This is a genomic window from Solibacillus faecavium (genome assembly GCF_014836905.1).
GTDB lineage: Bacteria > Bacillota > Bacilli > Bacillales_A > Planococcaceae > Solibacillus > Solibacillus faecavium.
Window position 1 is genome coordinate 340,681 of the sequence record NZ_JACSPZ010000001.1, and the last position, 13,041, is coordinate 353,721.

Below are 13,041 nucleotides of genomic sequence, written 5' to 3' on the forward strand. Positions count from 1 at the left end.
CATTTCCCCCTTAACTTATGCTCTCGGATGACTTTTCATATATGTCTTTCTTAAAGCTTCTTTCGTTACATGAGTATAAATCTGAGTTGAAGATAAATTCGCGTGCCCTAGTAATTCCTGAACTGTACGCATATCCGCTCCATTATTCAATAGATGCGTAGCAAAGGTGTGGCGCAGCATATGTGGATAAATTTTAGTGTGCATACTTGCATTATCGATCATCTCACTTAATATATAACGCACACCGCGGGTAGTAAGTTCGCCACCTCGCATATTGACAAAGACTTTTTGATGGTTTTCTTTTTTCATTAAAGATGGACGGACCTGCTCTATATAACGAGTAAGTGCCTCATGCGCATACTGTCCAAACGGGATAATTCGCTCTTTACGCCCTTTTCCCATGACACGGACAATACTGTAATGAAAATCGATGTCTGCAATTTCTAAACTTACACATTCACTTACACGCATGCCGGTAGCATATAGAATCTCCAACAATGCAATATTGCGAATTTGGATTGGCTCATTGCCTTCATTTTTTTCGAATAGTTGTTTCAATTCTTCCTCATAAAAAAAGCTCGGTAATCGCTCTTCCTTTTTCGGATGATAAAGTGAACGAAACGGAGCATCATCAATATTCAGTTCTCGATTTAAAAACCGAAAAAAAGAACGGATAGATGAGATTTTCCTTGAGATGGAAGTTCTTGCTTTTTGTTCATCATAAAGCTTTGTTACATACAAACGTGCATGGATATATTCAACTTCTGTAATTTTTTGTACACCTTCAGAATGTAAAAACGCAAAAAATTCATGTAAATCAGATTGATATTCTCGAACGGTATGTAGAGAAAAGTTCTTTTCCAACTGTACATATCGAATAAATTGTTCTAAATGATTTTGCAATGATACATCCATCCTGTATACCCCCATTTCATACAAAAGAAAAATGATGTGTATGGACACTTAATATTTCCTAAAAAAACATACATATTGACACTATACCTATCATGATAACTTTTCAAGTAAAATATGCTAGAATTATTCGTTTTTCTTGTATTTATTCAGCTAATCTAATAATTATCACGATATTTTTTCTATTTTATCCATTATTTCACGGAAATTATTGTATAAATGTAAAAGCCCTTAAAGTATATCAGTCTTTAAGGGCTTTTCGCAATTAAATTACTTGAGTATTAATAAAATTCTGAATTGATTCCAATGCGCGATTTGCATGTCGCTCTGCACGCTCCGGCTTTGATTTAATGCGTTCGCCAAGTTCTGGGAAAATCCCGAAGTTAACGTTCATCGGCTGGAAGTTTTTCGCGTCTGTATGTGTAATGTAACGAGCCATCGCACCTAACGCTGTTTCGTGCGGGAAGTACAGCAACTCTTGACCTAGCGCCATGCGAGCGGCGTTGATTCCCGCTATTAACCCACTACCTGCAGATTCCACATAACCTTCAACTCCAGTCATTTGACCAGCAAAGAATAGGTTTGGACGTGCTTTTAACTGATACGTCTGTGTTAACACTTTCGGTGAGTTGATAAATGTATTGCGGTGCATTACCCCGTATCTTACAATTTCCAAATTCTCTAAACCTGGAATCATTGAGAAGACACGCTTTTGTTCAGGCCATTTTAAATGCGTTTGGAAACCTACCAGATTATAAAGTGTTCCTGCTGCATCATCCTGACGCAATTGAACAACCGCATATGGACGTTTATTTGTTTTAGGATCCTCTAAACCTACTGGCTTCATTGGACCGAATGTCATTGTTTTTTCACCACGAGCAGCCATTACTTCAATTGGCATACAGCCTTCGAAATACTTTTCTTTTTCGAATTCCTTTAGTGGTGCACATTCTGCAGTAATTAATGCTTCACGGAATGCGTTGAACTCTTCTTTCGTCATTGGACAATTCAAATATGCCGCTTCACCTTTGTCGTAGCGTGATTTTAAGTATACTTTGTCCATGTCGATTGAATCTTTTTCGATAATAGGTGCAGCTGCATCATAGAAGTATAAATACTCTTCCCCAGTCAGCCCTTGAATTTGTTTTGCTAATGCTTCGGATGTTAATGGTCCTGTCGCAATAACAGTAATTCCTTCAGGGATTTCAGTTACTTCTTCATTAATAACCTCAATTAACGGATGGTTTTTCACTTTATCTGTTACATGCCCCGCAAACTCATGACGGTCTACAGCCAAGGCTCCACCTGCAGGTACTGAGCTATTGTCTGCTGCTGCAATAATAACAGAATCCAATTTGCGCATTTCTTCTTTGATTACACCAACAGCATTTGTTAAGCCATTTGCACGTAAAGAGTTGGAACATACAAGTTCAGCGAATTTATCAGTGTGATGTGCAGGAGTTTGCTTTACAGGGCGCATTTCATATAAACGTACGTTCACGCCACGCTTTGCAATTTGCCATGCTGCTTCAGAACCGGCTAAACCAGCACCAATTACATTTACTATTTGTTGTGTCATTTTTGTTACCTCTTCATTTTATTGTGATGGTGTTTCTTCATAATCACATTCACTGTTTGTACATTGAATTTGAACACCTTTTTTCAATTTCTTCTCTACTAATAATGAACTACACTTCGGACAAGGTCTACTAATTGGCTTATCCCATGAAACAAAATCACAATCCGGATAGCGATTGCAACCGTAGAAAATCCGCTTCGTTTTGGATTTACGCTCAACAATTTCACCATCGTCACATGTTGGACATTTAACATCGATCGGTTTGACTATCGCTTTTGTGTTACGGCAATCAGGGAAGTTGGAACAAGCCATAAATTTCCCGTAACGTCCAAGTTTAAATACCATTGGATTACCGCATTTTTCACAGTCTTCTCCTGCAGGCTCATCTTTTATTTCGATTTTTTCCATCACTTCATCCGCATGTTTAACACGTGGTTCAAAATCTTTATAAAATTCATCGATTACATTTACCCATTTTGTAATGCCTTCTTCGATTTCATCCAGATTCTGTTCCATTTGTGCAGTGAATTCGATATTAATGATTTCCGGGAAAAACTCCAGTGTTGCCTGGTGGACAATTTCACCAAGCTCTGTAGGTACGAAACGTTTTGCATCCAGTTGAACATAGCCACGTTTTTGAATGGTATCCAATGTCGGTGCATATGTTGATGGTCGACCTATACCTAGCTCCTCTAACGATTTCACAAGACGCGCCTCCGAATAGCGTGGTGGTGGTTGTGTGAAATGTTGCTTTGGCTCGATTTCAAGTGACTTAACTTTATCGCCAACCTTCATTTCAGGCAGGAGTTTGTTCGTTTCTTCGGTTTGATCATCTGTACCTTCGATATAAAGTTTCATGAATCCCGCAAACTTTACTTGAGAACCATTTGCACGGAATAATACATCGTTATTCTGAAGGTCTACTGTTACCGTATCCAGGACTGCCGGCGCCATTTGACTAGCGATAAAGCGTTCCCAAATTAAACGGTACAGACGAAGCTGGTCACGGCTTAAAATCGTTTTTAGTTCTTCCGGCGTACGCATCGCACTCGTTGGTCGAATTGCTTCATGGGCATCTTGTGCATTCGCTTTTGATTTCACTTGTTTTTGCTCTAACGCGATGAAGTCTTTGCCGTACTTTGTTTCGATATACGATATAGCTTCCGATTTTGCAGTTTCCGAAATTCGGGTTGAGTCTGTACGCATATACGTAATTAAGCCGACTGCGCCTTCTTTTTTGCTTAGCTCAATACCTTCATAAAGCTGTTGGGCAAGCATCATTGTTTTTTTCGCACGGAAGTTTAATTTACGCGCGGCTTCTTGTTGTAGTGAGGATGTAGTGAAGGCTGGTGATGCATTACGCTTACGCTCTTTCTTTACAACATTCATAACTTCGAAGTCAGAGCCTTTTACACGTTTTAAAACATCCTTAACTTGGGCTTCATTTGTTAGCTTAATTTTTTCTTTGCCGTCTCCGTAGTAGAAAGCATCAAATTGCTTTTTACTTTTCTCGAAGCTCGCATCAATAGACCAATATTCTTCTGGTATAAAGCTTTTAATTTCATTTTCCCGATCGATAATTAGACGCAATGAAACCGATTGCACACGACCTGCAGACAAGCCTTTTTTCACTTTTTTCCATAGAATCGGACTAATATTATAACCTACTAGACGGTCTAGAATACGACGTGCTTGTTGTGCATCCACTAGATCCATATTAATCGGACGTGGGTGTTTGAAGCTTTCTAATATGGCTTCTTTCGTGATTTCATTAAATACGACACGGCAATCTGATTGAATATCAACATTCAATGCTGTTGCTAAGTGCCAGGCAATTGCTTCCCCTTCACGGTCTGGATCGGCTGCGAGATAAATCTTTTTTACTTTTTTTGCTGCCGATTTCAGATCCTGGAGTACCGGACCTTTTCCTCGAATCGTAATATATTTTGGTTCATAATTATTTTCGGTATCAATTCCCATTTGACTACGTGGTAAATCACGTACATGTCCAATTGAAGCTTTTACTTTATATTTTTTTCCTAAGTAGCGTTCAATTGTTTTTGCCTTTGCAGGTGATTCAACAATTACTAAATAATCTGCCATCTGTTTTCCTCCTTATAGAGGTATTGTTATTTTCTTAAATTCAATCATATGAATTTGTCAATGTTTTTCAAAGCTTTTCCTGTTGCAAAATGTATAACAGATTGGCTAATAATGCAACTTTTTTTCAACGATATTTTGAAAACATTTGTAATTCCTGAAGGATTTGAAAGCCATTCCATACTGGAATTGCCCCTTCTTTTATTAATTTATTTGTACCTCGCGACTGCTCACTGAATATATTTCCAGGCACCGCAAACACTTCTTTTCCTTGTTCAAGTGCAAGCTCTGTAGTAATTAAAGTACCGCTTTTAAGTGCAGCTTCTGTAACGATAAGCGCTTCACTTAGACCGCTAATAATTCGGTTGCGTGCGGGGAAATGCCATTTTTGCACTCCTACATAAGGAGGGTATTCTGTTACTAATAAATGTTCGCTTGCCATATGCTTGCTTAATTCTATATTTTCTTTCGGATAATGATGGAACAACCCATGTCCCAATACACCGATTGTCTTTCCACCATAACCAATTGTTGCCTCATGTGCAAGTCGGTCTGCTCCTTTAGCAAGACCGCTGACTATGATGAATTGTTCATCGATTAGTGGAGGAATCAGCATTTTCAATACTTCCTCACTATAGCTAGTTGCTCCTCTGGAACCAATGACCGCAATTATTTTTGATTTATTTAATAATTGTATATCCCCTTTTGCATAAAGCACTGATGGCGCATCGTAAAGTTGTTTCAATCGTTCCGGATAAAATTGACTTGTATAGGGGATGGCGTGAATATTTTCTTGCTCATAATAACTTGTTATTGATTTTGGCAATAGTTCTTTATAATGACGTAGAAGCTGTATGGCTTTTTCTTCTTTAATTTTTAAATGCAACGCTAAAATTTTTGGTGAAACATGTAACATTTTGTCGAAATCTTCTAAAATAGTCATCAATTTTTGGAATTTTTGCCATGATAGAGGGAGGATATAGTGTAGTTTCAATAATTGTTCATTTAAGTGATTCATCATTTCAACACTCCTTTTATAATAGAAGAAATTAAAATGACCGCTTTTATAAATAGTGAGGTAGACATACGAAAAAGATGTAGCGAGGCGACCGCTACATCTTTTATATTAATGTGTTTTACAAACTTCGTATAGACCTTTTTCTTTAATTACTTTAATTAGTGTCTCTCCAATAACAGAAGGTGTAGGGGCAACTTCAATACCCGCTGCGTTCATCGCTTTAATTTTCTCTGCAGCTGTTCCTTTACCACCAGAAATGATAGCACCAGCGTGTCCCATACGTTTACCTGGAGGAGCTGTTTGACCACCGATAAAGCCTACAACCGGTTTTGTCATGTTAGCCTGAATCCACTCTGCTGCTTCTTCCTCCGCTGTACCGCCGATTTCCCCAATCATTACTACTGCATATGTTTCAGGGTCTTCATTGAACGCTTTTAGGCAATCGATAAAGTTTGTACCATTTACTGGGTCTCCGCCGATTCCTACTGCTGTTGTTTGGCCAATACCCGCTTGAGATAATTGATGTACAGCTTCATATGTTAACGTTCCAGATCTAGATACAACGCCTACATGCCCTTTTGTATGAATATAACCTGGCATAATACCAATCTTGCATTCATCTGCTGTAATAACACCAGGACAGTTTGGACCTACTAAACGTGTTTTTTTGCCTTCCATATAGCGCTTAACTTTTACCATATCAAGGACAGGAATGTGCTCTGTTATACAAATAGTCATATCCAAATCAGCGTCAACCGCTTCAATAATTGCATCTGCTGCAAACGGTGCCGGTACATAAATAACCGATACGTTTGCACCAGTAGCATCTACTGCTTCCTGTACAGTATTAAATACAGGAACACCCTCGATTTCTAGACCGCCTTTACCAGGTGTTACCCCAGCAACGATTTTTGTTCCGTATTCCAACATTTGTTTCGTATGGAAAAGGGCTGTTTCCCCTGTAATCCCTTGTACGATTACTTTTGTGTCTTTATTAATGAATACGCTCATGCCTTAACCCCGCCTTCAGATTCAACTAATTTCACGATTTTTTGTGCGCCATCAGCCATAGAGTCAGCGGCTACAATATTTAAACCAGATTCATTTAATAATTTTTTACCAAGTTCTACGTTCGTTCCTTCCAAACGTACAACTAACGGAACTTTTAAGCCTACTTCTTTTGCAGCTGTAATAACACCTTCTGCAATGATATCGCACTTCATAATTCCACCGAAAATGTTTACAAAAATACCTTTTACATTTTTGTCTGATAAAATAATTTTAAATGCTTCTGTTACTTTTTCAGCTGTTGCACCGCCCCCAACATCAAGGAAGTTTGCGGGTGAACCGCCATAATAGCTAATTGTATCCATCGTAGCCATAGCAAGACCTGCACCATTTACCATACAGCCAATGTTGCCATCTAAAGAAATATAGCTTAAGTCATATTTTGAGGCTTCAATTTCCTTTGCATCTTCCTCATCAAAGTCACGTAATTCTACGATATCTTTATGACGGTACAGTGCATTTGCATCAAAATTGAATTTTGCATCAAGCGCCACTACCTGGTCATCACCAGTTACAACTAGCGGGTTGATCTCTACTGTCGATGCATCTTTATCGATAAATGCTTTGTAAATACCAAGCATTAATCCTACTGCTTTATTTACTAACTTCGCCGGAATATTCATATTGAATGCCATACGGCGTGCTTGGAAGGCATTCAAGCCTGTTACTGGATCGATTATTTCTTTGAAGATTTTTTCTGGATTAGATTCTGCTACTTCCTCAATATCCATACCGCCCTCTTCAGAACCCATCATTACTACTCTAGAAGTTGCACGGTCTAATACTAAACTTAAATAGTACTCTTTTTTAATGTCCGAACCTTCCTCTATATAAAGACGTTTTACTTCTTTACCGTCTGGACCTGTTTGGTGCGTTACTAAAACTTTCCCTAGCAGTTCTTTTGCGTAAGAGCGAACTTCATCTAAGTTTTTCGCAATTTTTACGCCTCCTGCTTTACCTCGGCCACCTGCATGGATTTGCGCTTTTACTACTGTTACATTTGAACCTAGTTCTTTTGCTGCCTTTACCGCTTCTTCTGGTGAAAACGCGACACTCCCTTTAGGAACCGCAACGCCGTACTGCCTTAATATTTCTTTCCCTTGATACTCATGGATATTCATGATACATCCTCCCATCGGACATTTGGAAATTATTCTACTAACATAATCTATTTTATACAATAATTCAGATAATGTCTATATTTGTCACACAAGCAATTTTTACTTTATTTTATGTCAAAAAATTCTCTTCAAATATATTTTTTAATTTTCTGAAAGATATATTCTACTAAATAGATAAATTTCACTTATTTAGCGTTAGCTTATGCTTCTCATCCAAGTGATAAATAAAGGCAAATACTTCAGCAACAGCCTGATACAGTTCCTCTGGTATGGAGGTATTTAAATCCAGTTGGCCAAGCAGTTCCACTAAGTTTGGATCTTCATATATAGGCACATCATGCATTGAGGCTTTCTCTAGTATATTGTCGGCAATTTTACCTTTCCCTTTTGCGACAACAGTAGGTCCACTACTTTTCTGAGAATCATATGATAGGGCAATTGCTTCTTTTCGCACATATTTTTTTTCGTTCATACCCGAATATCCACACCGCCTTGTTGATCTTCCAATTGTTTTGAAAGTTTTGTGTCAGTTTTTAATTCCTGATTTCCAAAAGGTTTGATAAATAAACCGGACAATGTATATTCCTTTTCAAGTAAACCAGTTTTTAATGTAGCTTTTAATGATTCAGCTAATGAATCCAAATGTGGAATATCATTATATACATTAATTGTCACTACTCGATTTTGCACTTGCATGTCAATGACGGTTTGCTGCAGGGATTCCATATCTAAATAAAACATAATCCGCGCAAAATTAGCATCAATTTTACCATCTTCCTTCATGCGGCCATTCCATTGAAGTGTTGCATCCATTTTCTTACCAAAAAAGTCCAATGGCAGTTGCATTACAAGTTGATGTTGGTGCCCGTTTTCCCCAGAAGACAACTGCATGCCATTAAGCCTGGCCATTACCATTTCAGCCGTGTCCTTTAAAACCGTGGGTGTCTGTACGTCTTGAAGAAGCGCTAATAGTTGCGGTTTAAGCTGCTGTGTAATCGCCTGAATATCTCCTGCCTTATTTGCAAGCGTTGCCTCATAGCTAACTCCTAGCCCTTTTAAAATTGTTTTTATTGCTTGTTCCATTGCACGGCTATCTACCGCTGCCTGTACTTGCGCTTCAGCTTGAGTAAGGGTACTTTGCATGACTGGTTGTGGACTATCAGCTGTAACTTTCACTAAATTTCGCAAGAGCTGATCAGCTAGCGTAAGATTAGAATCGGGCTTAATCAATGAAAGAAGTTGATCCTTTGCTGAAATCCCCTGGTCATTTTGCACAAATAACCTTGACGTCACACTTTCACTGTAACCACTTGTCAATTGTTGCTGTACTTGATTAGTCAGTACTTCTATTGCCTGCCTTGTTGCAGGTAACTGCTCAAAACGTCCCAATAATTGCTGTAATTGTTGCTTTTGTGTTTGGGATAACAGATTATCATTGTTAATCCAACCCTTTACCTGGTCCAGCATCGGCTTTATATGCTTAGGAGCAGTTTGGGCCAACTGCTGTAGCATTTGCCCTGCTTCCTTTAATAGCGGTGTTGCAGGAGACTGATTAATAGATTGCTGGTTTGCTTGCAGATTAACAGTTTGCCAATTTTGTAGATTCGCATTTTGCGGTAAAATACCGGCTTCTTTTAAGATGGTTAGCGCTTGAAGCTTGGAGGAAATCGGCGCACTATTATCTACTAATGTTTGTGTAGCACGTGCAAGAAGTAGGCCCCCTGTTTCATTGTTCAATGGCTTTGCAAGGAGTTCAATTTGCTGACGTAAATTTGTTTTAATCGTTTCATTCCCACCAGGCTGATTTGCCAACAGCTGGGCCAAATTTGCCAAATTGGTAGATAATCCATCAGTTTTTATTCCTTGCGTTAATGCTTGAAATACTGTATTTGTAAATGGCATCTTTAACTCAACCATTCGTTGCAATGCTTGCAGAGCATTGTTTTTATCCACTCCAGCAGGCAAGGCTTTCATCCAGCCTTCTGCAGCTAGCAACTGTTCTTTTGCAAGGGGGAGCTGGTTCTTTATAAAATGCGAGAGTACTTGTTGCAATTCATTTGTTTTTGGTAAATTCATCGTGTCCAATAGCTGGGATATTTGTTGTCCAGATGTCATTGATTGCGACATAGGTCCTGTTACAACTTTCAACTCTGTTTGTGGATTAGTTGCTGTTACTTGAAAGAAATGCGCGTCCCCTAACTTTAAAGGCACCTCAAGCTTGGCCATGAGCTTTTGATTACCGACTTGAACTTCCGCCATTTGATTTGGATACAGCTGCTTAATCGTCCCGTGAAATATTTGATCTTGTTTCAATGATAATGGCTGATTTACTGTCGTTTGTTGTGCCATATTCGTTTGAATGGAATTTGATGATGCAAAGTTCATGCGTTACTCCCTTCTTTGAAGCATCGATTTAATCGGTTCAAATGTTTTTCGGTGATGAACTGTCGGTCCATGCTGCTGGAGTGCTTCTAAATGTTGCTTTGTACCATAGCCAGCATGTTGGGCAAATCCGTATTGAGGGTATTGTATATCCAAGTTTTCCATATACTCATCACGTGCTGTCTTTGCTAAAATGGACGCCGCTGCAATTGCTAAGCTGCGTGCATCACCTTTTATTATTGAAGCTTGGGGAATCGCTACTGGAAGCGACATTGCATCCGCTAAAATAAAATGTGGCGTTGCCTCAAGTGCTTCTATACTTTTTAACATCGATTGCCGTGTCGCCTCATATATATTAAGTCGATCAATTTCTTCAACACTTTGGAAATGAACGGCATAGTATAGTGCATGTTTTTTAATTCGCTCGGCATACTCTTTACGCTTTTCCTTTGACAATAGCTTCGAATCATTAACACCTAGCAACTCTTGACAGTAGTTTGGCAAAATAACTGCTGCTGTTACAACAGGTCCTGCTAATGGACCTCGTCCTGCCTCATCAGTACCTGCTATATAAGCATCTTCATATGGTAGGTAGCCTGCATCAAATTGTAGTTTTTCATCATGTGCTTTTTGCAGTACCTCTATTTTTTCTAAACGTTTTTGAAACTGCGCCCATACTTTCACTACACCTGCACGGTCATCTTGTGCAATTTCATCCATCCACGGCTCAATTTGCGTAGATCCTTTTAATACTTCTGTAATCTCTTTGATTGTTTTCATTTATATTCCTCTAATCTAATAAGTTCACTGTAATTTTATAGAGTTGATTTTCATATGGGTATATTATTTGTTATTGCCCTTAACTCCAATCAACTTAACTATAGTTCTAACTGTTATATCGTCTATTCTTTTCATTATAAAAGAAAAAACCTTTTTCAAATAATGAAAAAGGCTTTGTTCCTAATTTTATTGCTCGGTTTCCTGTTTTTGTTGGCGGCGAAGTTCTGCTGTTTTTTTTCGACGTTCTTCGTTTTCTTTTTCAATCGCTTCTGCTAATTGTTCTTTTTCAATTTGCTCAGATACAAAGTCGAATGTGAGCTTTCCTAGATGTTGATCACGAATATCACGTACAATCAACACTGCTACTTGATCGTAATCAATTTCTCCACCTTGTCCAAATACACGACGTAATTTTCCAATGGCATCAAACGTTTCAACTAACTCTTCAGACACAGAAGAAATTTTATACCGTTCTTCCATTCGGGCTGGGTAATGTAACGCTAAAAAGTTTAAGCCATATACAGCCAAGTCTTCCATATTAGTAATTGTATCTTTAATGGCACCTGTTAGAGCAAGCTTGTAGCCTACTTCCTGATCTTCAAACTTTGGCCATAATATACCTGGCGTATCAAGAAGTTCTATTTCCTTGCCGACTTTAATCCATTGCTGTGCCTTCGTAATCCCTGGTGTATTTCCCGTCTTCGCTAAGTTTTTCTTTGCCAAACGGTTAATCAATGTTGATTTCCCTACATTCGGAATCCCTACAATCATTGCCCGAATTGCACGGGGCTTCATACCTTTTGATCGCATACGGTCCCATTTGTCAGCTAGAATCTCCTGTGCAGCTTTTGTTACTGCCTGTAAGCCTTTGCCTTCCAATGAGTTGATAGCTACTGCCTTGAAGCCTCTATCGGCGAAATATTGAATCCAGCGCCGTGTTTCATGCTCATCTGCCATATCTTGTTTATTTAAAACGAGTAGACGTGGTTTTTGGTGAATTACCTCATCAATCATCGGATTACGTGATGATAAAGGCAAACGTGCATCCACCAGTTCAAAAATAATATCTACAAGCTTTAAACTTTCCGATACTTGACGGCGCGCCTTTGCCATATGTCCCGGAAACCATTGAATTGTCATATTAGTACCCTCCTGAAAATAATTCATCTCTTTATTCACACACAATTGTGTTACTTTTTTCAGCCCAGACATCTCGATTTTTTTAAAAATAGAAACCCATTGCTTAGTTATTCCAATTGTCATGATGATAATTTCTTAAACAAAAAAATGAGGAGTTTAAACTATCCCCCTCATTTTAGACAATATTTATAATTTAGAATGATAAATATTATTTTACGATTTCAATCTCGCTTAATGGCCAGAAAATAATACTCGTATTACCGATAATTTCCTTTTGTTCTACAATACCGATATGACGACTATCTTTACTGAAGCGTCGGTTATCACCCATTACGAATACATAACCTTCCGGAATTACATCTAATGATGGATCAATATCTTTTAGGGAGAAGTCACCTGTTAAGTTGCCTTCGCTAATTTGTGCTTTATATGCATCTAAATATGGCTCATCAATTGCTTCACCATTAATGTATAATTGGTCATCTTTATATTCCACAAAGTCCCCTGGAACGCCAATGACGCGTTTTATATAATCTTTTTGTTCAGGTGCGTGGAATACGACGATGTCAAAACGACTAGGCTCGCCGATTTTATAGCTAAATTTGTTAACAATCATCCGATCACCATTCTCAAGGGTTGGCATCATTGAATCCCCATCTACTACAATCGGTGTAAATAAAAAGTAGCGAATAAATGCGGCAATTGCAAACGCAATAAGTAGAGCTTTTGTCCATTCCCACAGCTCATTTTTTTCTTTTTCAGTTTTTTCCACGTAGCTATCCCCCTTGCTCATCACATTTATTGTATACGAAATATGTATTTCAAGCAAAAATCTAACCTATATTTATTTATCCAACTAATATGCTTTATGTGTTTAAACGTATATTTAATACAATTTATTTGAGAAAGAAAGAAAGGGACTTGTAGATACAAGCCCCTTC

11 protein-coding genes are annotated in these 13,041 nt (G+C 38.3%); all 11 read right to left on the reverse strand.

The window, feature by feature from the left end; genetic code table 11:
* Positions 1–15: 15 nt before the first annotated feature.
* A complete protein-coding gene (xerC, locus tag H9635_RS01730) occupies positions 16–915 on the reverse strand; it encodes a tyrosine recombinase XerC (RefSeq protein ID WP_191698419.1) in 900 nt (299 codons plus the stop codon).
* Positions 916–1,177: 262 nt separating this feature from the next.
* On the reverse strand, positions 1,178–2,491 hold the full coding sequence (gene trmFO, locus H9635_RS01735) for an FADH(2)-oxidizing methylenetetrahydrofolate--tRNA-(uracil(54)-C(5))-methyltransferase TrmFO (RefSeq protein WP_191698420.1): 1,314 nt from the start codon (positions 2,489–2,491) through the stop codon (positions 1,178–1,180).
* Between the two features lie 18 nt (positions 2,492–2,509).
* Positions 2,510–4,594: a type I DNA topoisomerase gene (gene topA / locus H9635_RS01740; protein ID WP_191698421.1), complete on the reverse strand. Its 2,085-nt coding sequence runs from the start codon at positions 4,592–4,594 to the stop codon at positions 2,510–2,512.
* A gap of 124 nt (positions 4,595–4,718) precedes the next feature.
* A complete protein-coding gene (dprA, locus tag H9635_RS01745; RefSeq protein WP_191698422.1) occupies positions 4,719–5,612 on the reverse strand; it encodes a DNA-processing protein DprA in 894 nt (297 codons plus the stop codon).
* A gap of 105 nt (positions 5,613–5,717) precedes the next feature.
* Positions 5,718–6,620 carry a succinate--CoA ligase subunit alpha gene (gene sucD, locus H9635_RS01750; protein WP_191698423.1) on the reverse strand — a complete coding sequence of 301 codons (903 nt, stop codon included), beginning with the start codon at positions 6,618–6,620 and terminating at the stop codon, positions 5,718–5,720.
* Positions 6,617–7,798, reverse strand: coding sequence for an ADP-forming succinate--CoA ligase subunit beta (gene sucC, locus H9635_RS01755; RefSeq protein ID WP_191698424.1), 1,182 nt, complete (start codon positions 7,796–7,798; stop codon positions 6,617–6,619). Before sucC ends, sucD begins: the two co-directional genes overlap by 4 nt.
* Before the next feature lie 181 nt (positions 7,799–7,979).
* A complete protein-coding gene (locus H9635_RS01760; protein WP_191698425.1) occupies positions 7,980–8,270 on the reverse strand; it encodes an EscU/YscU/HrcU family type III secretion system export apparatus switch protein in 291 nt (96 codons plus the stop codon).
* On the reverse strand, positions 8,267–10,183 hold the full coding sequence (locus H9635_RS01765) for a hypothetical protein (RefSeq protein WP_191698426.1): 1,917 nt from the start codon (positions 10,181–10,183) through the stop codon (positions 8,267–8,269). The genes H9635_RS01760 and H9635_RS01765 overlap by 4 nt, the downstream gene beginning before the upstream one ends.
* Positions 10,184–10,186: 3 nt before the next feature.
* Positions 10,187–10,960, reverse strand: a complete 774-nt coding sequence (locus H9635_RS01770; protein ID WP_191698427.1) for a ribonuclease HII — start codon at positions 10,958–10,960, stop codon at positions 10,187–10,189.
* A 186-nt stretch (positions 10,961–11,146) separates the two neighbouring features.
* Positions 11,147–12,100 carry a ribosome biogenesis GTPase YlqF gene (gene ylqF, locus H9635_RS01775; protein WP_191698428.1) on the reverse strand — a complete coding sequence of 318 codons (954 nt, stop codon included), beginning with the start codon at positions 12,098–12,100 and terminating at the stop codon, positions 11,147–11,149.
* 208 nt (positions 12,101–12,308) lie between these two features.
* Positions 12,309–12,872, reverse strand: a complete 564-nt coding sequence (gene lepB / locus H9635_RS01780) for a signal peptidase I (RefSeq protein ID WP_318245167.1) — start codon at positions 12,870–12,872, stop codon at positions 12,309–12,311.
* Positions 12,873–13,041: the final 169 nt, after the last annotated feature.